An 18,618-nucleotide genomic window follows, 5' to 3' on the forward strand; every position below is an offset into this window, starting at 1 on the left:
AAAACGCGTCAAAACAGGAATCTGGAGCCCCGTTCCGATTTAATCGGGACGGAAGCGGCTCCAGGCGGAGGACGGAATGAAGGGTTGGGCGCGGCTCGCAGTCGCGGGCATGCTGGTGTGGGCCGCGAGCGGCATCGCGCGGGCCGACGATCTCCTGAAGGCGAAGATCGGCGTCTTGCGGCTGTCGTCCTCGGCGCCGGTGTTCATCGCGCAGGACAAGGGCTATCTCCGCGACGCCGGACTCGACGTCGAGCTCAAGTTCTTCGACGCGGCGCAGCCGATCGCGGTCGCGACCGCGTCGGGCGATGTCGATTTCGGCGTCACCGCCGTCACCGCGGGGCTCTACAATCTCGCCGGCAAGGGCACGCTGAAGGTGATCGGCGGCATGAGCCGCGAGAAGGCCGGCTATCCCCTGATTGGCTATTTCGCCAGCAACAACGCCTATGCCGCCGGCCTCAAGACGCCGAAGGATCTGGCGGGCAAGCGCGTCGCGGTGACCCAGGTCGGCTCCAGCTTCCATTATTCGCTCGGCCTGCTCGCCGACAAATACGGCTTCAAGCTGTCCGACGTGAAGGTAGTGCCGCTGCAGTCGCTGTCGAACGCGGCCGCGGCGCTGAAGGGCGAAACCGTCGACGCCGCGCTGCTGCCGGTCTCGACCGCGCGGACGCTGATGGATTCCAACGGCGCGAAATTGCTCGGCTGGGTCGGCGACGAGACGCCGTGGCAGCTGGGGGCGATCTTCGCGTCGCCGAAGGCGCTGACCAACGCACCGCTGGTGACCAGGCTGCTCACCGCGCTCACCCGTGCCGACCACGAATATCACGACGTGATCCTGACTGCGATCAAGGACGGCGTGGCGCCGATCAACGACAAGACCAGGCCGCTGCTCGAGATCATCGCCAAATACACCAACCTGCCGGTCGCGCAGGTGGTCGGCAATTGCGCTTATATCGATCCCGACGGCAAGCTCGACGTGAAGAACCTCGACAACCAGATCAAATGGCTGCAGGGGCAGGGTTTCGTGGACAAGGGTTTCGATGCCAATGCGATCATCGCCAAGGATTACGTGAAGGCGGATTGATGTTAGACCGCAGACACCACTCTATCCCCGTCATCCTGAGGAGCCGCGAAGCGGCGTCTCGAAGGATCGACGGCCCCGATAGTGACCGGCCGTCCATCCTTCGAGACGCGCGCAAGTGCGCGCTCCTCAGGATGACGGGTCAAAGAGTGAGCCGGTAGATGGACCTGATCGCCGACCATATCAGCCATCGCTTCGGCGCGCTCGACGTTCTCGACGATGTCTCCTTCACGGTCCGCGCGGGCGAGATTGTTGCGATCGTCGGTCCGTCCGGCTGCGGCAAGAGCACGCTGCTGTCGATCCTCGGCGGCCTGCTGCGGCCGAGCAAAGGTGCCGCCGAGCTGCGCGGCGCGGCGCCGGCTGATAGCCTCAATCCGCTGACCTTCGTGTTCCAGGATTTTGCGCTGCTGCCGTGGAGCACGGTCGAGGACAACGTCGCGTTTCCGTTGTTGCATACGGGTTTGAGCGCCGGCGAGCGCAGCGCCGTGATCGACGATGCGCTGCGCCGCACCGGGCTGTCGGATTTCCGCAGCGCCTATCCGAAGCAACTGTCCGGCGGCATGCGCCAGCGCGTCGGCATTGCGCGGGCACTCGCGGTTCGCCCCGCGATCCTGCTGATGGACGAGCCGCTGTCGGCGCTGGATTCGCAGACCCGCGAGCTCCTGATGGAGGATTTCGTGCGCCTGCTCGCCGACGGCGCGATGGGCGCGGTCTATGTCACGCATAATCTCGAGGAAGCGGTGCGGCTCGCCGACCGCGTCGTGGTGCTGTCGCGCCGCCCTGGCCGGATCCGGGAAATCGTGACCATCCCGATGACGCGCGCCGAGCGCGGCACGACGGATGCGCGCGGGCCGATGGCCGCGCTACAGGGTGAGCTGTGGTCGTTGATCCGGAAGGAGGCGATCGATGCCGAGCGCGAGGTCCAGCATGCTTGACCGCGCGCCGCAGGAAGCGAAAGACCAGTCGGCGGAGGCGACGCGCCCGGTCGCGTTTCGCGGCGCCGGCTTCACGTCTGGCGGCAGCCGCCATGCCGGCTGGATCGCGCTCGCGCTCGTGATCGCGGTCTGGCAACTCGCCGGCAGCGCAGGCTGGGTCAATCCGCTGTTCCTGCCGGCGCCGTCGGCGATCGCGTTCGCGATCTATAAGCTCGCGATGTCGGGTGCGCTGTGGCAGCACTTGTCGTGGTCGATCATGCGGATCGGTACCGGCTGGATCATCGGCACGGCCGCCGGCGTCGTGGTCGGCTTCGCGATCGGGCTGTCGACGATGGCGCGCGGCGTCGGCATCACCTTCATCTCGGCGCTGTTTCCGATTCCGAAGATCGCGCTGCTGCCGTTGCTCATTCTATGGCTTGGGATCGGCGAGGAGCCGAAGATCGCGACCATTGCGCTTGGCGTGTTCTTCTCGACCGCGATCTCGGTCTATAGCGGCGTCGATGCGGTGCCGCGCAATCTGATCCGGATGGCGCAAAGCTTCAACGTGCCGTTCCACGCCATTGTCCGCCGCGTGATCTGGCCGGGCGCGCTGCCCTCGATCCTCGCCGGCTTCCGCATCACCGCGTCGGTGGCACTGCTGCTCGTCGTCAGCGCCGAGATGATCGGCGCGCAATACGGCATCGGCGCTTTCGTCCTGCAGGCCGGCAATCTGATGCAGACCGATCAGCTGCTCGCCGGCGTCGTGATCCTGTCGCTGTTCGGGCTTGCGGTGGGGAAGCTGATCAATTTGCTGGAGACGCGGTTGCTGCACTGGCGGTAAGGGGGGCGCTGCCGCCACACACAAAGTGTCGTCCCGGCGAAGGCCGGGACCCATAACCACAGGGCGTGGTTGTTAGAAAAAGGCTGGGGCTCCAACGCGTTCAACCAATCAAGATTGGTGGTTATGGGTCCCGGCTTTCGCCGGGACGACGTGAGGTGGGCGCTGCGTGCCTTGCGCAGACGATCGTTACGCGTTCCCCCTGTCCTCGCGGAACAGGTCGAGCTTCTGCTGCACCGGGCGGTCGGAGAACGAGAACAGCACGGAGTCGGCATCGGCCTCGTGGGTGACCCAGTGCCAGCTCGGTACCACGAACAAATCGCGCGGTCCCCACTCGAAGGTCTGGTCACCGACCCTTGTGCGGCCTTTGCCCTCGATCGCGGCGAACACGGTCGCATCGGTTGCGCGATAGCGCGCGGTCTTGAAACCCTTTGGCAGCAGCTGGATGAAGGTGCCGATGGTCGGCATCGCGAAATCGCCGGTCTCGGGGTTGGAGAATTTCAGCTTCAGCCCGTGGCAGGCGTCCCACTCGTCGCTGACCTTGGCCTTCTCCAGCGCCTCGCGGGTGTATTCATAGGGATAGTTGAAGATCGGCGAGGTCTTCGAGGTTCGCTTCTGGTCGATCGGCAGCAGATTGTGGCCGTAGCGCGCGAAGCTGGCGCCGGCCGGCTTGGAGATCGACTGCTGATCTTCCTTGGCGCCTTCGGCAAACGAGCAGTCGAAGAACTGCACCATCGGGATGTCGAGCCCGTCGAGCCAGAACATCGGCTCATTGGTTTCGTTGGAATGATCGTGCCAGGTCATCGACGGCGTGATGACGAAGTCGCCCGGCGACATCGCGGTGCGCTCGCCGTCGACGGCGGTGAACGCGCCCTTGCCCTCGAGCACGAAGCGCAGCGCCGATTGGGCATGGCGATGGGCGGGGGCGATGTCGCCCGGCACCACCATCTGCACGCCGGCGAACAGCGAGGTCGTGATCTTGGACTGGCCGCGCAGGCCGGGATTTTCCAGCACCAGCACGCGGCGCTCGGCTTCCTTGGCCGTGATCAGCTTGCCGGCCTCGTTCATGTAGTCGCGGATCTGGTCGAACTTCCACAAGTGCGGACGGCAGGCGCTTTTCGGCTCCGGCGTGATCAGATCGTTCATCACGTTCCACAGCGCCGAGAGGTTCTGGCCGTCGATCTTCTTGTAGAATGCGTCGCGCTCCGGGGTCTTCTGCACGGCTTCCATGGCAAGCCTCCCATCATTCTTGTCGGTGCAATTTAATTGACAGTATACTGACAATATGGCTAGCGTCAATGAAGCAAGCCATGGCGTTTTCGAGCGAAGTGGATACCGGTTCGCGCAAAGAAAGCGCGCCAAACCAGAATAATGCAAGGGAGGTTCCGATGAAGCTGCATGGCTATTTCCGGAGCAGCGCGTCCTACCGGGTCCGGATCGCCCTCAACCTGAAGGGGCTCACCTCAGAGCATCTGCCGCATCATCTGCGCAAGGGCGAGCAGTGCGCGCCGGCCTATCTCGCGATCAATCCGCAGGGGCTGGTACCGACGCTGGAGAGCGACGCCGGCGCGATCCTCACCCAGTCGCTCGCGATCATCGAATGGCTCGACGAGACCAATCCCAACCCGCCGCTCTTGCCGAAAGATCCGCTGCGGCGCGCCAAGGTGCGGGCGTTTGCGCAGGCGATCGCCTGCGATACGCATCCGGTGCAAAATTTGAAGGTGCTGGCGCGGCTGCGTCAGCTCGGCCTGCCCGAGGAGCAGGTGACGGAATGGGCGGCCTGGGCCAATCGCGAGGGACTGTCGGCCTGCGAGACCCTGATCGCGGCGGAGTCCGGCCCGTTCTGCTTTGGCGATGCGCCGACACTGGCCGATCTCTGCCTGGTGCCGCAGCTCGCCAATGCGCGGCGCTTCGGTGTCGACGTCTCGGCCTATCCGCGCCTGCTCAAGGCCGAGGCCGCGGCAAAGCAAATCAAGGCGTTTGCCGACGCCGCTCCGGACAAGCAGCCCGATGCCGAATAACAAACCAGCGCCTGTCACCATGGACGCGGTCTATACCGCGCCCGGCTACCTGTTCCGGCGGATGCAGCAGATCGCGGTCGCGCTGTTCATCGAGGAGTGCAGGGCGTTCGACCTGACGCCGGTGCAATACGCCGCGCTGGTCACGATCTCGACCCATCCCGGTATCGACGCCACGAGGCTCTCGGCGGTGATCGCGTTCGACCGTTCCACGCTCGGCAACGTGATCGAACGGCTGCAGGCCAAGGAGTTCATCGTGCGCAAGCCGGCGCCCGAGGACAAGCGCGTCAAGCTGCTCTATCTTACCAAGGCCGGCGCGGCTGTGTTGAGCGACATCATGCCCTCGGTCGACAAGGCGCAGGCGCGGATGCTGCAGCCGCTGAAGCCGGCCGACCGCAAGACGCTGCTGGCGCTGTTGACCCAGCTCGTCGACCTCAACAACGAAGCGTCGCGGGTGCCGCTGCGCGCCGAGGACGCGCTCGAACATCTCGGGAGGTCGGGCTGATGGCGGAGACGAGACCTGTCCTGATCGCGGGTGGCGGCATTGGCGGCCTTGCCGTGGCGCTGGGCCTCGCGCAAAAAGGCATCCGCTCGATCCTGCTGGAGAAGGCCGCCGCGCTCGGCGAGATCGGCGCCGGCATCCAACTCGGCCCGAACGCGTTCCACGCCTTCGACTATCTCGGTGTCGGCGAGGCCGCGCGCAACATGGCCGTCTATATCGATCAGCTCCGGCTGATGGATGCGCTGACCGCCGACGAGATCACCCATATCGATCTCGGCGACGCCTTTCGCGCGCGGTTTGGCAATCCCTATGCCGTGGTACATCGCGGCGATCTGCATGGCGTATTCCTGCGCGCGTGCCAGAATCACGAGCTGATCGAACTGCGCGTGTCCAGCGAGGTGGCAGGCTACGAGCAGGATGGTTCGTCGGTGACGGCAAAGCTCGCCGATGGCGAGCGGATCACCGGCCGGCTTCTGATCGGCGCCGATGGCTTGTGGTCGAACATCCGCAAGCAGGTGACGTCGGACGGCCCGCCGCGCGTCTCCGGCCACACCACCTATCGCTCGGTGATCCCGACCGAGCAGATGCCGGAGGATTTGCGCTGGAATGCGGCGACGCTGTGGGCCGGCCCGAAATGCCACATCGTGCATTATCCGCTGTCGGGCTGGAAGGTGTTCAACCTCGTCGTCACCTATCACAACAATGCGCCGGAGCCGGTTGCAGGCAAGCCGGTGTCCGAGGCCGAGGTGATGAAGGGTTTTACCCACGTCCATGAGCGGGCGCAGAACATCATCCGCCACGGCACCAACTGGAAGCTCTGGGTGTTGTGCGACCGCGATCCGAACGAGCAGTGGATCGACGGCCGCGTGGTGCTGCTCGGCGACGCCGCGCATCCGATGCTGCAATATTTCGCGCAGGGCGCCTGCCAGGCGATGGAGGACGCGGTCTGCCTGTCGCACATGCTGGCCAGTCACGATGACCAGACAGCGGCGCTGGAGGTCTACAGCGCGCAACGCTTCCCGCGCACCGCGCGCGTGCAACTGATGTCACGCGCGATCGGCGAACACGTCTACCATCCCGCAGGCGAGCACGCCCGCATCCGCAACGCGATCATGAGCGCGAAGTCGCAGGTCGAGTGGTGCGATGACATCGCCTGGCTGTATGGCGGGACGGGGCTGGGCAGCTAATTACTCGTCGTCCCGGACAAGCGAAGCGCGATTCGGAACCCATAACCACCGAAGGCTGTTGTGATGGCAGGCTGGGGCCCCAGCCTTTGCGCCGCAAATATTTGTGGTTATGGGTCCCGGCCTTCGCCGGGACGACATCGAATGTGTGGCGGGATGGCGGGGCAGCTAATGCTCGTCGTCCCGGACAAGCGAAGCGCGATCCGGGACCCATAACCACCGAAGGCTGTTGTGATGGCAGGCTGGGGCCCCAGCCTTTGCGCCACAAGCATTTGTGGTTATGGGTCCCTGCTTTCGCCGGGACGACATTGAATTTGCGGTGGCCGCGTCCATCAACCAACGCCCTACATCCGCATCACCGCCTGCCGGTCGATCTTGCCGGTGCCGGTCTTCGGCAGCTCGTCGATGAATTTGACCTCGCGCGGATATTTGTACGGCAACAGCCTTGTCTTGACGTAGTCCTGCAGCCGCCGCGTCGCTTCGGCTGTGTCGAAGCCGGCCTTGTTCATGACAACCACGGCGCGCAGCGTCATGCGCCGGTCCGGCAATTCGGCGGCGTAGACGGCGCATTCGCGGACGTCGGGGTGATCGGCGAGGCAGAGCTCGACCTCCAGCGGATAGACCCACTGGCCGGAGATCTTGATCAGATCGTCGGCGCGGCCGCGGAAGAAGTGGAAGCCGTCGCTGTCGCGCATGAAGCGGTCGCCGGTGTAGATCCAGCCGTCCTCGCGCACGGTCTCGGCGGTCTTGTCCGGCCGGTTCCAGTACAGCGGGGTCGCGGAATCGCCGCGCACCCACAGGATGCCTTCCTCATTGTCGCCGACCTCGCGGTCATCGCTGTCGCGCAGCATGATCTCGTAGCCGGGCACGCGCAGGCCGGCGGCGCCGAGCTTCTTTTGTTCCGCGCGGTTGCTGAGATAGACGTGCAGCACTTCGGTCGAGCCGAGGCCTTCGATGATCTCGAGCCCGGTGAGCCGCTTCCAGCCGTTGAAGACGTCGGCTGACAGCACTTCGGCGGCCGAGACCGCCATCCGCAGCGAGGAGAAATCGGCGGTGTCGGCACCTTCAGCCTTGGTCAGGGAGATGTAGAGCGTCGGCAGGCCGAAGAACACGGTCGGGCGATATTGCCCGATCGCCGCGAAGATCGCGGCCGGTTTCGGCTGGCCCGGCAGCAGCAGCGTCGCGGCGCCGACGGAGAATGGAAACGTGATCGAGTTGCCGAAACCGTAGGCGAAGAAGATCTTCGGCACCGAGAAGCAGATGTCGCCGGGCGAAAGCTTCAGCACATTGCGGGCAAAGGCGCGCTCGCTATAGGCCATGTCGTGCTGCAGATGCACGATGCCCTTGGGACGGCCGGTCGAGCCCGACGAATACATCCAGAATGCCATCTCGTTGCGGTGCGTGTCGGCCGCGTCGAGCTCGGTCGGAAACGCTTGCAGCCAATCAGCGGCCTCGCGCGTTTCGGCAGCCGCGTGATCACCGGCGGCGCCGTTGACCACCACCAGCGTACGCAGCGGCGTGTCCTTGCAGGCTTCCGCGTTGAAGCGCGCACAGAATTCCGCATCGGTGACGGCGACCTGCGCGCCGGCGTCGGACAGGTAGAATTGCAGCAGCTCGGGCGTCGTCAGCGTGTTGATCAAGAGTGGCACGAAGCCGGCACGCACCGCGCCGAAGAATGCCGCGGGATAGGCCGGGGTGTCGTCGAGAAACAGCAGGATGCGGTCGCCGCGCTGCAGTCCAAGCGACCGGAAGGCGTGGCCCCAGCGTGCGGCCTCAGCGCAGAGCTCGCGATAGGTCCGCGTGCCGGCCGGGCCGGTCAGCGCCAGGCGCTCGGCATTCCCGTTGCCGAGATTGTCGAACAGGATGCAGCTCGCATTGTAGCGCTCGGGGATCGTAAAGCCGATCTCGCGCGCACCGGGATTGTCCAGCGGAACCTGGTCGGCGATCCCGGTCATGATTGTCCCTTTGCGGCTGCGTAGCGGGCCATGAAGGCGGGCGACATCGCGCGCAGCCGCGCGTCGTCGATCCGGCCGGAACGGGTGATGTAGCTGTAGGCGAAATCCATCAGGTCGAGCGTCATGTGCGCGGGGAAGTGCTCGTACCAGTCGGCGCTGGTCCGCGCCGCGGTGACGAGCTTCTTCACGATTGGCTTGCGCTCGCTCTCGTAGCGGGCAAGCGCGGCGCCAATGCCGCTCTCGGTCTCCAGCGCCTTGGTCAGCGCAATCGCATCCTCGATCGCGAGCCGCGTGCCCGAGCCGATCGAGAAATGCGCCGAATGCAGCGCATCGCCGATCAGCACCATGTTGCCGTGCGACCAGCGCTCGTTCCAGATCCACGGGAAATTGCGCCACACCGATTTGTTCGAGATCAGCCGGTGGCCGTCCAGCGCCGCGGCGAATATATCTTCGCAGATCGCCTGCGACTCTTCGATGCTCTTGTCGGCGAAGCCGTAGGCCGCCCAGGTCGCCGCGTCGCATTCGACCAGGAAGGTGCTCATGTCCTTCGCATAGCGATAGTGATGGGCGTTGAAGCTGCCGCGCTCGGTCGCCACGAAGGTCTGCGACAGCGTCGCGAAGGTCTTGGTGGTGCCGTACCAGGCGAATTTGTTGGTGGAATGCGAGACCGAGGCGCCGAAGGCGGACTCATAGCCGCGGCGAACCATCGAGTTCAGCCCGTCGGCGGCAACGATCAGGTCGTAACCCCTGAGCTGGTCGACCGATTGCACCACGGTGTCGAAGCGTGGCGTGACGCCCGTGCTGCGGACCCGCTCCTGCAGGATCGTCAGCAGCGCCAGCCGGCCGATCGAGGAGAACCCGACGCCGTCGATCTCGACGCTCTTGCCGCGCAGATTGAGGGTGATGTTCTTCCAGCTCTCCATAAGCGGGGCGATGGCGTCGACCGTCTCAGGGTCGTCGGCGCGCAGGAAGTCCAGCGCCTGTTCGGAGAACACCACGCCGAAGCCCCAGGTGGCGCCGGCCGCGTTCTGCTCGAACAGGTCGATCTCGGCGTCGGGATGACGCTTCTTCCACAGATAGGCGAAATAGAGCCCGCCGGGCCCTCCGCCGATCACGGCGATCCGCAACGTCTGCCTCCCAGATTGACAGTGTACTTACAATTTGGCTCCAGACTAATCGCCCTCCGGCGGGAACGCCAGAGGGAAAATGCGTGCAGCGACTAGCCGCGTGGGGCCGAAGGGTTCAGTAGCAGCGGCGGGCCTTGACCCCGTCGACCCATACCCAGCGGCAGCCGGCGGCGACGGGTTTGCGGGCGACGACCGCACCGTTGGGACCGGCGCAGCCGGCGCGGTAGACGCCGCGCGCGCAAACGACCGCATTGGCGCCGAAGGACTCGAAGGTCATGGTCGCGGCAAAGGACAGCAGGGCCGCGGCGATCAGCAATATTGAACGCATGAAAATTCCCTCTCCCGGGTGAGGCATGGTTGGCCTGCAGGTGGCAACAAGGTGCTGCGGTTCCGTGCCCGGCAAATCGCCGGGCACATGTCGTCTCACCGCCCGCGCGGCTATTTCTTTTCCGCTTCCGCCAGCACCTTCTTGCAGGCGGGCGCCAGCTTGTCGCTCTGCTTGGCGAGACAGGCGATGATGCGGCCGCCGCCGGGCGTCACGCTTTTGCAGAACTTCTCGTAGTCGCCCATGCAGGCGTCGCGTTGCGCGGTGGTCAGTTCCTGCGCGTAGACAGCGGTTGCGCCGCAAAGCAGCGCGGCGGTCAGGACGATACGCAGCATTGTTTGCTCCCTTCTCCGGTTTCTAGCGTGACAACAGGATTACCGCGCTGCGAACGGCGCCAACACATCGCGGCACGCCGGCGACAGCGAGCCGGCATTGGTCGCAAGGCACTGCACGATCCGCCCGCCGCCCGGCTGGACGCCGCCACAGATCGAGCGGACGTCGGCGCCGCAGGCCGAGCGCAGCACGAACAGCTCTTCGCGCGGTCGCAGCGGCCGCAACGCGATCACGGCCGGCGCCGCGGCTGGTGCTGTCGTCGCTGCAGCGCCGGCGGCCGGCGCGGCGGCGCCGCCACCAGCGGCGGCGACGGCCTTCTCGCAGGCCGGCGAAAGCTTGCCCTTGTTCTTTTCGAGACACTGCAGCGCCGCCGCGCCGCCGGTCGGCACGCCCGCGCAAACCTTGGGATAATCGGAGCGGCATGCGCTGCGGATCGCGGAGATCTGCGTGTTGGACGGCGTCCCGGCCGCCTTCGGTGCGGCGGCTTCGGTGGCGGGCTTGGCCGCTGCCGCGGGAGCAGCTTCGGTCTTGGCCGCCGCGGGCGCGGAGTCTGCCTTCGGTGCGGCGGCCGGCGCTTCGACGGCCTTCACCGCGCTGGCGCAGCCCGCGCCGAGGCTTGCCATGTTCTTCTGCAGGCATTGCAGCGAGGCTTCGCCGCCCGGCGGTACGCTGGAGCAGTGGGCGATGTAGTCGTTGCGGCATTGCGACTTGATGGCGTCGCGCTGCGCCTGGGTCGGCGCCTGCGACAAGGCCGGTGCGGTGCTCATGGATGCTGCAAGCGCAAGACATGCGGACAGCTTCGTTGCTCGTGTCAACGCATTGATCATCTGAATTAATCCTCTGGTCGCGCCGGATGTCTCCGGCTCAACTGAACTGAGTTCTGAAAAAGTCTTGTTGTAGCAACCTCGGCGAGCGGCATCATTTTCGCTTTCGAGTTCCGCTGCAAGCGGATTGTTGCTATGGATGAAGCAGGCGGATTTTTTGCCCGTCACGAGATCTTTAAATTTAGTCATTTGAATCGAGGCTCGGAAATGAGGCATGCGCGCGCGTCAGCACATTTCGGTCGGAGCAGTTTTGTGCGGCTGCGAAATGCACCGCTTGCGCGCATCGCGTTCGTCGTATCGGCCTTCGTCAGTTTAAGTGCCTGCGAGCAAAACAGTTTTGTTGCGCCGCCGCCGCCCAAGGTCGAGGTTGCGCCGCCGGTGCAGCGCGCCATCACACGTTATCTGGACGCCACCGGAAACACCGCGCCGATCCAGACCGTCGATCTGGTCGCGCGCGTGCAGGGCTTCCTGCAGGCGATCAACTATCAGGACGGCTCCTTCGTGAAGGCGGGGACCACGCTGTTCACGATCGAGCCGGAGACCTACAAGCTGAAGCTGGAACAGGCGCAGGCCGCAGAGGTCGGCGCGCAGGCGACGCTGAAGCAGGCCGAGCTCGACTTCAAGCGGCAGACCGATCTGGTGCAGCGGCAGGCGGTCTCGCAGGCGACCCTTGATACCTCGACCTCCACCCGGGACAACGCCCAGGCCAGCCTGCAGCAGGCCCAGGTCAACACCAGGATCGCGGCGGTCAACTACGGCTACACCAACGTGGCCGCGCCGTTCGACGGCATCGTCAGCAATCACCTGGTCTCGGTCGGCGAACTGGTCGGCGTGACGTCGCCGACGCAGCTTGCCACCATCGTGCAGCTCGATCCGATCTATGTGAATTTCAACGTCAACGAACAGGACGTGCAGCGCGTGCGGGATGAAGCGCGCCGTCGTGGTCTGACGGTCAACGAGCTCAGGCAGTTGCCGGTCGAGGTCGGCCTGCAGACCGAGACCGGCTTTCCTCACAAGGGCAAGCTTGACTACATCTCGCCGACCCTCAACCAGTCGACCGGCACGCTCGCGGTCCGCGGCGTGTTCGCAAATCCGGACCGGACCTTGCTGCCCGGCTTCTATGTCCGCGTTCGCGTGCCGTTCGACAAGCAGGACAACGCGCTGCTGGTGCCCGACGTCGCGATCGGCAGCGACCAGGCCGGCCGCTACGTGCTGGTCGTCAATGCCGAGAATGTGGTCGAGCAGCGCAAGGTGACGACCGGCCCGCTCGATGAGGGGCTGCGCGTCATCGAGAGTGGCCTGAAGCCGGATGACCGCATCGTGACCGCCGGATTGCTGCGCGCGATCCCCGGGCAGAAGGTCGATCCGCAGGTGCAGAAGGCCGACGCGGCGCCGACAGCCGCCAAATAGGACGCACGCGCCATGATCTCGAAATTCTTCATCGAGCGCCCGGTCCTTTCCAACGTCATCGCGATCCTGATGATCCTGATTGGCGGCGTGGCGCTGTACAATCTCGCGGTCGCGCAATATCCCGACGTGGTGCCGCCGACGGTACAGGTGACGACGCGCTATCCCGGCGCCTCGGCCAAGACGGTGGTCGACACCGTGGCGCTGCCGATCGAGCAGCAGGTCAACGGCGTCGAGGACATGCTGTACATGCAGTCCTACAGCGGCGCCGACGGCACCTATACGCTGACGGTGACCTTCAAGATCGGCACCGACCTCAATTTCGCGCAGGTGCTGGTGCAGAACCGTGTCTCCAGCGCGTTGTCGCAGCTGCCGACCTCGGTGCAGAACCAGGGCGTCACGGTCCAGAAGCGGTCGACCTCGATCCTGCTGTTCGTGACGCTGACCTCGCCGAACAAGACCTATGACAGCCTGTTCCTGTCGAACTACGCCACCATCAACATCCGGGACGAGCTGTCGCGCCTTCCGGGCGTCGGCAACGTCACGGTGTTCGGCGCCGGGCAATATTCGATGCGGGTCTGGCTCGATCCGAACAAGCTGCAGGTGCGCGGGCTGGTGCCGCAGGACGTCATCCAGGCGATCCAGCAGCAGAGCCAGCAGGTCACCGCCGGCCAGGTCGGCGCGCCGCCGACGCCGGCGGGCCAGGCGTTCCAGTACACGCTGAACGTCAACGGCCGGCTCGACGACAAGAGCCAGTTCGAGGACATCATCGTCAAGACAGGCAATGTCGGCGACGTGACCCGGGTCCGCGACGTCGGCTGGGTCGAGCTCGGCGCGCAGACCTACAGCCAGATCTTCTCGCTGAACCAGAAGCCCGCGACCGGCATCGGCGTGTTCCAGTCGCCGGGCGCCAATGCCTTGCAGGTCGAGAAGGCCGTCGAGAAGAAGATGGCGGAGCTCGCCAGGCAGTTCCCGCAGGACATCAAATACGACACGCCGTTCGACACCACCAAATTCGTCAACGCCTCGATCGAGGAGGTCTACAAGACCCTGTTCGAGGCCGGCCTGCTGGTGCTGGTCGTGATCCTGGTCTTCCTGCAGGACTGGCGGGCGATGCTGGTGCCGGCAACCACCGTGCCGGTCACGATCATCGGCGCGTTCGCGGCCATGGCGGCGCTCGGCTTCACCATCAACCTGTCGACGCTGTTTGCGATCGTGCTGGCGATCGGCATCGTGGTCGACGACGCCATCGTCGTGGTCGAGGGCGCGGCGCACAATATCGAGCGCGGCATGTCGGGCCACGACGCCGCGATCAAGGCGATGGACGAATTGTTCGCGCCGATCGTCGGCATCACGCTGGTCTTGATCTCGGTGTTTTTGCCGGCGGCGTTCCTGCCCGGGCTGACCGGGCGAATGTACGCGCAATTCGCGCTCGTGATCGCCGCCACCGCGCTGCTCAGCGCCGTCAACGCCGCGACGCTGAAGCCGACACAATGCGCGCTATGGCTGCGTCCCCCCGCGCCGCCCGAGCAGCGCAATTTCTTCTATCGCGGCTTCAACGCGGTCTATGATCGGCTCGAGCGCGGCTACACTCGGCTGGTCAGCGGCATCGCCGGGCATGCCAAGACCTCGGTCGCTGTTGCGCTTGTCATCATCGGGCTTGCCGGCTACGGCCTGTCGCGGGTGCCGACCGGATTCATTCCGATCGAGGACCAGGGCTATCTGCTCGCCGCGGTGCAATTGCCCGACGGCGCGGCCCTCGACCGCACCCAGCACGTGCTCGACGAGGTCACCAGGATCGCCGGCAAGACCCCGGGCGTCGACCAGGTGGTCTCGATCGCCGGCATCTCGGCGCTCGACAATTCCTCGAGCCTCGCCAATGCCGGCGTCGCCTATCTGATCCTGAAGGACTGGAGTGCGCGGGGGCCGGGCGAGGATCTGCGCTCGCTGGTCTACGGGCTCAACGACAAGCTCGCGGTGATCCCGGAGGCGCGCATCCTGGTGATCCCGCCGCCGCCGATCCAGGGCATCGGCAACGCCGCCGGCTTTGCCATGCAGGTCGAGCTGCGCGACGGCAATGCCGACTACGGCAAGCTGCAGGCGGTCACGGGGGCGATCGTGGCCAATGCACAGACCCAGAGCGCGCTGCAGCGGGTCCAGTCGTCGTTCCGCTCGATGGTGCCGCAGTTCGACGTCGACGTCGATCGCATCAAGACGCAGACCCTGCACGTCACCCCCGACCAGATCTTCGCGGCGCTGTCGTCCTATCTCGGCGCCAGCTACGTCAACCAGTTCACCAAGTTCGGCCGCACCTTCCAGGTCTATACCCAGGCCGAGGCACAGTACCGCCTGAGCCTGCGCGACATCGAGAACATGATGGTGCGCAACAGCAACGGCGACATGATCCCGCTCGGCACGGTCGCCAAGATCACGCCCTCGATCGGACCGTCGCTGATCAGCCTCTACAACCTCTATCCGTCCGCCTCCATCATCGGGCTGCCGGCGCAGGGTTACTCGTCCGGCCAGTCGATGGCGCTGATGGAGGAGATCGCGGCCAAGACGCTGCCGCCCGGGTCGGGCTTCGAGTGGACGGCGATGTCGTACCAGGAGAAGGAGGTCGGCAGTCAGATCTACTACGTGTTCGCGCTGGCGCTGCTGCTGGTCTATCTCGTGCTCGCCGGGCAATATGAGAGCTGGTACGCGCCGATCTCGGTGATCCTGGCCGTACCGCTGTCGCTGCTCGGCCCGACGCTGGTGCTGCTGAGCCTGAATATCGAGAACAACCTCTACACCCAGATCGGCACCATCTTGCTGATCGCGCTGTCGGCCAAGAACGCGATCCTGATCGTCGAGGTCGCGCTGGAACGTCATCTGCGCGACGGACGGTCGGTGCTGGATGCGGCGATCGACGCGGCACGCGCGAGATTCCGGCCGATCCTGATGACGTCGTTCGCCTTCATCCTCGGCGTGCTGCCGCTGGTGATCGCGACCGGCGCCGGCGCAAACGCCCGCAAGTCGATCGGCATCACCGTGTTCTCCGGCATGATCGCCTCGACCTGCCTCGCCGTGCTGTTCGTGCCGGCGTTCTTCGTCGTGGTGCAGAGTTTTGAGAACTGGCGCAAGGCGAAGAAAGGCAAGACGGCGCCGCAAGCCGCTCCACAGGCGTCGGGCACGGCGCATTAGGTCTGCGCATTCAAACCTATCACCGTGCCCCTGAGAGGCCGTGAATGGATGACTCTCGATGACGCAACATACTCGATGTCGTCCCGGCCTAGTGCGCAATTGCGCACGGGAGCCGGGACCCATAGCCACCGAAGGTCATTGTTGCACGACGCTGGGGTCACAGCTTTCTAACGACTCAACCCTGTGGTTATGGGTCCTGGCTTTCGCCGGGACGACGAGGGGAGAGATTGCGCTGCATCCCCGTCACCCTGAGGAGGCCGCGAAGCGGCCGTCTCGAAGGGGCGACGGCCACCAGCCGGGCCGTGCATCCTTCGAGACGCGCTACGCGCTCCTCCAGCGACAAAGGCGAAGCCTTTGCGCGGGGATGACGGGTTCGGAGATGTTCCCCGCCTACACCTTCACCATGCGCTTGCCGCGATTTTCGCCGGCCAAGAGCCCGATCAGCGCCTGCGGCGTGTTCTCGAGGCCGTCGATCACGTCCTCCTGCACCTTGAGCTTGCCCGAGGCGACCCAGGACTGCAGGTCGGCGAGTGCGGCGTCGCGCTGGTCCATGTAGTCCATCACGATGAAGCCCTGCATGATCAGCCGCTTCACCACGATCAGGCCGGGCACGCCGCGCGGGCCGTGCGCGGAGGGGACGCCGTCATATTGCGAGATCGCGCCGCAGCAGGCGATGCGGCCGCGATTGTTCATCTGCGCCAGGCAGGCTTCCAGAATGTCGCCGCCGACATTGTCGAAATAGACGTCGATGCCCTTGGGCGCCGCCGCGCGCAGCGCCTTGTAGGTCGCGCCGTCCTTGTAGTCGACCGCGGCGTCGAAGCCGAGCTCGCTGGTCAGCCAATGGCACTTGTCCTTGCCGCCGGCGATGCCGACGACGCGGCAGCCCTTGATCCCAGCGATCTGGCCGACGATCGAGCCGACCGAGCCCGCGGCCGCCGACACCACCACGGTCTCGCCTTCCCTGGGCTTGCCGACGTGGAGCAGGCCGAAATAGGCGGTCAGGCCGGCAACGCCGTAGACGCTGAGCAGATGCGTCATCGGCTCGAGCTTCGGCATCTTTGCCAGGTGCTTGGCGGGCACGGCGGCATAATCCTGCCAGCCGGTGTCGCCGAACACGATGTCGCCGGGCTTCAGGCTAGAATCCTTCGACGAGATCACCTCGGCGATGCTGCCGCCGGCCATCACGGTGTTGGCTTCCACCGCAGCGCGGTAAGTGGCGCCGTGCATCCAGGCGCGGTTGGCGGCATCGAGCGAGATGTAGCGCGTCCGCACCAGCGCCTCGCCGTCCTTCGGCGTGGGGATCGTCCCCGTGGTCAGACGAAAATGCTCGGGGCCAAGCTTGCCGGTCGGCTTTTCGACAAGCAGGATCTGGCGATTGACGGTGTCGTTCATTGGCGGTGTCTCCCCCTTTGCCTTCGCTTTGCCTTCCCTTGGCGTTGGTCGTTTCGCATGCAAATTGACCGCGACGCGCGCAGCGCCTTGCACAGATTGTGCGCTGCATGAACGCTAGTCCGCGCGCTGGCATTCCACAACGGGAACGTTTCGGCAAAGTCCCGCTGGACGCGAAGCGTGTTGCGTAGCTGCGTAAATCTGCCACACTTGCCCTCCGCCGGGAACTGACGGGGGTAAGAGAATGTCCAGCAGGTTTACGCAGTATATCCTGATTGCGATGGTCCTTGGCATCGCGATGGGGACGATTGTCTTCAACTACTTTCCTGACAGCCGTGCCGAGATCGCAGCAGACGTCAACCTGATCGCGATGCTGTTCCTGCGTCTGATCAAGATGATCATCGCGCCGCTGGTTTTCGCAACCCTCGTCGGCGGCATCGCCCATATGGGAAGCGGCGCCAAGCTCGGCCGCATCTTTGCCAAGACCATGGGCTGGTTCGTCTCCGCCTCCTTCGTCTCGCTGCTGCTCGGCCTCGTGATGGTCAACCTGCTGCAGCCCGGCGCCAACTTCCCCGGCACGCTGCCCGACAAGGCGCAGTCGACCGGACTGCCGGTGTCGGCGTTCTCGATCGAAAAATTCGTCACCCATCTGATCCCGACCTCGATCGCGGACGCGATGGCGCAGAACGAGATTCTGCAGATCGTCGTTTTCGCGGTGTTCTTCGCGGTCGCGCTCGGTGCGATGCCTGAACGGGCCAAGCCGATCATGAGCCTGATCGACGACCTCGCGCACATCATGCTCAAGGTCACCGGCTATGTGATGCTGTTCGCGCCGCTCGCGGTATGGGCCGCGATCATGGCGACCGTCTCGAAGAACGGCCTCGGCGTGCTTTGGAAGCTCATCGTCTTCATGGGCGGATTCTATCTCTCGCTCCTGATCCTGTGGGGCATCCTGGTCGTCGTCGGGTTCATCGTGATCGGGCCGCGCTACAGCCATCTTTTGCGGCTGATCCGCGAGCCGCTGATGATCGCGTTCTCGACCGCCTCATCGGAGGCGGCCTATCCGAAGACGCTGGAGGGGCTGAACAGGTTCGGCGCCTCCTCGCGCATCTCGGCCTTCGTGCTGCCGCTCGGCTATTCCTTCAACCTCGACGGCACGATGATGTACTGCACCTTCGCGAGCATCTTCATCGCGCAGACCTACCATATCGAGATGTCGCTCGGCACGCAGCTCGCGATGCTGGCGACGCTGATGATCACCTCCAAGGGCGTCGCCGGCGTGCCGCGCGCGTCGCTGGTGGTGATCGCCTCGACGCTGGCGCAGTTCAACATCCCCGAGGCGGGCCTGCTGATGATCATGGGCATCGACACCTTCCTCGACATGGGCCGCAGCGCCACCAACGTGATCGGCAACTCGCTGGCGACCGCCGTGGTCGCGAAGTGGGAGGGTGAGTTGAAGCCCGAGCACGAGCTCGGGCCCGACGACGCGGTGCCGCAGGATGCGGTGCCCGGCGCCGTGATGGCCGGCCATTGACGGGAGG

The 18,618-nt window shown here is 65.1% G+C and carries 16 protein-coding genes; 9 read left to right on the forward strand and 7 right to left on the reverse strand.

Features of this window, described 5'->3' with window-relative positions:
* Positions 1 to 76: 76 nt before the first annotated feature.
* The 3 genes from ACVMDN_RS40225 to ACVMDN_RS40235 all read left to right on the forward strand — a co-directional run bounded on the left by ACVMDN_RS40225 (position 77) and on the right by ACVMDN_RS40235 (position 2,833).
* Positions 77 to 1,081: an ABC transporter substrate-binding protein gene (locus tag ACVMDN_RS40225; RefSeq protein WP_076832761.1), complete on the forward strand. Its 1,005-nt coding sequence runs from the start codon at positions 77 to 79 to the stop codon at positions 1,079 to 1,081.
* A gap of 158 nt (positions 1,082 to 1,239) precedes the next feature.
* The gene (locus ACVMDN_RS40230; protein ID WP_076832758.1) at positions 1,240 to 2,013 is read left to right on the forward strand and encodes an ABC transporter ATP-binding protein; all 774 of its coding nucleotides are present in this window, start codon (positions 1,240 to 1,242) and stop codon (positions 2,011 to 2,013) included.
* On the forward strand, positions 2,006 to 2,833 hold the full coding sequence (locus tag ACVMDN_RS40235; protein ID WP_076832755.1) for an ABC transporter permease: 828 nt from the start codon (positions 2,006 to 2,008) through the stop codon (positions 2,831 to 2,833). Before ACVMDN_RS40230 ends, ACVMDN_RS40235 begins: the two co-directional genes overlap by 8 nt.
* A 186-nt stretch (positions 2,834 to 3,019) precedes the next feature.
* On the opposite strand, the gene gtdA is transcribed toward ACVMDN_RS40235, so the two are convergent.
* A complete protein-coding gene (gtdA, locus tag ACVMDN_RS40240) occupies positions 3,020 to 4,060 on the reverse strand; it encodes a gentisate 1,2-dioxygenase (protein WP_076832754.1) in 1,041 nt (346 codons plus the stop codon).
* 158 nt (positions 4,061 to 4,218) lie between these two features.
* Here gtdA and maiA point away from each other — a divergent pair, with 158 nt between their 5' ends.
* Genes maiA through ACVMDN_RS40255 form a run of 3 tightly spaced genes read left to right on the forward strand, consistent with a single transcriptional unit; the run spans position 4,219 to position 6,537 of the window.
* Entirely contained in the window at positions 4,219 to 4,851 is a 633-nt protein-coding gene (maiA, locus tag ACVMDN_RS40245; protein WP_076832895.1) for a maleylacetoacetate isomerase, read from the forward strand.
* Positions 4,841 to 5,353 (forward strand): MarR family winged helix-turn-helix transcriptional regulator, encoded by a 513-nt coding sequence (locus ACVMDN_RS40250; RefSeq protein ID WP_057020139.1) that lies wholly within the window; start codon positions 4,841 to 4,843, stop codon positions 5,351 to 5,353. Before maiA ends, ACVMDN_RS40250 begins: the two co-directional genes overlap by 11 nt.
* Positions 5,353 to 6,537, forward strand: coding sequence for a 3-hydroxybenzoate 6-monooxygenase (locus ACVMDN_RS40255; RefSeq protein WP_076832749.1), 1,185 nt, complete (start codon positions 5,353 to 5,355; stop codon positions 6,535 to 6,537). Before ACVMDN_RS40250 ends, ACVMDN_RS40255 begins: the two co-directional genes overlap by 1 nt.
* Before the next feature lie 341 nt (positions 6,538 to 6,878).
* Here the strand turns inward: ACVMDN_RS40255 and ACVMDN_RS40260 are convergent, their stop codons facing one another.
* From ACVMDN_RS40260 to ACVMDN_RS40280, 5 genes are all read right to left on the reverse strand, one after another.
* Complete coding sequence (locus tag ACVMDN_RS40260) at positions 6,879 to 8,489, reverse strand: benzoate-CoA ligase family protein (protein WP_076832746.1); 1,611 nt, start codon at positions 8,487 to 8,489, stop codon at positions 6,879 to 6,881.
* Entirely contained in the window at positions 8,486 to 9,616 is a 1,131-nt protein-coding gene (locus ACVMDN_RS40265; RefSeq protein WP_076832743.1) for an FAD-dependent monooxygenase, read from the reverse strand. Before ACVMDN_RS40265 ends, ACVMDN_RS40260 begins: the two co-directional genes overlap by 4 nt.
* A 115-nt stretch (positions 9,617 to 9,731) precedes the next feature.
* A complete protein-coding gene (locus ACVMDN_RS40270) occupies positions 9,732 to 9,944 on the reverse strand; it encodes a hypothetical protein (protein WP_076832741.1) in 213 nt (70 codons plus the stop codon).
* Between the two features lie 110 nt (positions 9,945 to 10,054).
* A complete protein-coding gene (locus ACVMDN_RS40275; RefSeq protein WP_028336261.1) occupies positions 10,055 to 10,276 on the reverse strand; it encodes a cysteine rich repeat-containing protein in 222 nt (73 codons plus the stop codon).
* Positions 10,277 to 10,315: 39 nt separating this feature from the next.
* Positions 10,316 to 11,101 carry a cysteine rich repeat-containing protein gene (locus tag ACVMDN_RS40280; protein WP_076832738.1) on the reverse strand — a complete coding sequence of 262 codons (786 nt, stop codon included), beginning with the start codon at positions 11,099 to 11,101 and terminating at the stop codon, positions 10,316 to 10,318.
* 249 nt (positions 11,102 to 11,350) lie between these two features.
* On the opposite strand from ACVMDN_RS40280, the gene ACVMDN_RS40285 reads away from it, so the two are divergent.
* Positions 11,351 to 12,508, forward strand: coding sequence for an efflux RND transporter periplasmic adaptor subunit (locus tag ACVMDN_RS40285; protein WP_057020182.1), 1,158 nt, complete (start codon positions 11,351 to 11,353; stop codon positions 12,506 to 12,508).
* A 12-nt stretch (positions 12,509 to 12,520) separates the two neighbouring features.
* A complete protein-coding gene (locus tag ACVMDN_RS40290; protein ID WP_076832735.1) occupies positions 12,521 to 15,688 on the forward strand; it encodes an efflux RND transporter permease subunit in 3,168 nt (1,055 codons plus the stop codon).
* A gap of 390 nt (positions 15,689 to 16,078) precedes the next feature.
* On the opposite strand, the gene ACVMDN_RS40295 is transcribed toward ACVMDN_RS40290, so the two are convergent.
* Positions 16,079 to 17,080, reverse strand: coding sequence for an NADP-dependent oxidoreductase (locus ACVMDN_RS40295; protein ID WP_057020132.1), 1,002 nt, complete (start codon positions 17,078 to 17,080; stop codon positions 16,079 to 16,081).
* A 241-nt stretch (positions 17,081 to 17,321) separates the two neighbouring features.
* Here ACVMDN_RS40295 and ACVMDN_RS40300 point away from each other — a divergent pair, with 241 nt between their 5' ends.
* On the forward strand, positions 17,322 to 18,611 hold the full coding sequence (locus ACVMDN_RS40300; RefSeq protein WP_456835799.1) for a dicarboxylate/amino acid:cation symporter: 1,290 nt from the start codon (positions 17,322 to 17,324) through the stop codon (positions 18,609 to 18,611).
* The last annotated feature ends 7 nt before the right edge of the window (positions 18,612 to 18,618 follow it).

This window comes from Bradyrhizobium sp. USDA 4510, from assembly GCF_054059095.1.

Coding starts and splice junctions, on each gene's coding strand:
- ACVMDN_RS40225 (WP_076832761.1), top strand. CDS start 77: ATGAAGGGTTGGGCGCGGCTCGCAGTCGCGGGCATGCTGGTGTGGGCC.
- ACVMDN_RS40230 (WP_076832758.1), top strand. CDS start 1,240: ATGGACCTGATCGCCGACCATATCAGCCATCGCTTCGGCGCGCTCGAC.
- ACVMDN_RS40235 (WP_076832755.1), top strand. CDS start 2,006: ATGCTTGACCGCGCGCCGCAGGAAGCGAAAGACCAGTCGGCGGAGGCG.
- gtdA (WP_076832754.1), bottom strand. CDS start 4,060: ATGGAAGCCGTGCAGAAGACCCCGGAGCGCGACGCATTCTACAAGAAG.
- maiA (WP_076832895.1), top strand. CDS start 4,219: ATGAAGCTGCATGGCTATTTCCGGAGCAGCGCGTCCTACCGGGTCCGG.
- ACVMDN_RS40250 (WP_057020139.1), top strand. CDS start 4,841: ATGCCGAATAACAAACCAGCGCCTGTCACCATGGACGCGGTCTATACC.
- ACVMDN_RS40255 (WP_076832749.1), top strand. CDS start 5,353: ATGGCGGAGACGAGACCTGTCCTGATCGCGGGTGGCGGCATTGGCGGC.
- ACVMDN_RS40260 (WP_076832746.1), bottom strand. CDS start 8,489: ATGACCGGGATCGCCGACCAGGTTCCGCTGGACAATCCCGGTGCGCGC.
- ACVMDN_RS40270 (WP_076832741.1), bottom strand. CDS start 9,944: ATGCGTTCAATATTGCTGATCGCCGCGGCCCTGCTGTCCTTTGCCGCG.
- ACVMDN_RS40275 (WP_028336261.1), bottom strand. CDS start 10,276: ATGCTGCGTATCGTCCTGACCGCCGCGCTGCTTTGCGGCGCAACCGCT.
- ACVMDN_RS40280 (WP_076832738.1), bottom strand. CDS start 11,101: ATGATCAATGCGTTGACACGAGCAACGAAGCTGTCCGCATGTCTTGCG.
- ACVMDN_RS40290 (WP_076832735.1), top strand. CDS start 12,521: ATGATCTCGAAATTCTTCATCGAGCGCCCGGTCCTTTCCAACGTCATC.
- ACVMDN_RS40295 (WP_057020132.1), bottom strand. CDS start 17,080: ATGAACGACACCGTCAATCGCCAGATCCTGCTTGTCGAAAAGCCGACC.
- ACVMDN_RS40300 (WP_456835799.1), top strand. CDS start 17,322: ATGTCCAGCAGGTTTACGCAGTATATCCTGATTGCGATGGTCCTTGGC.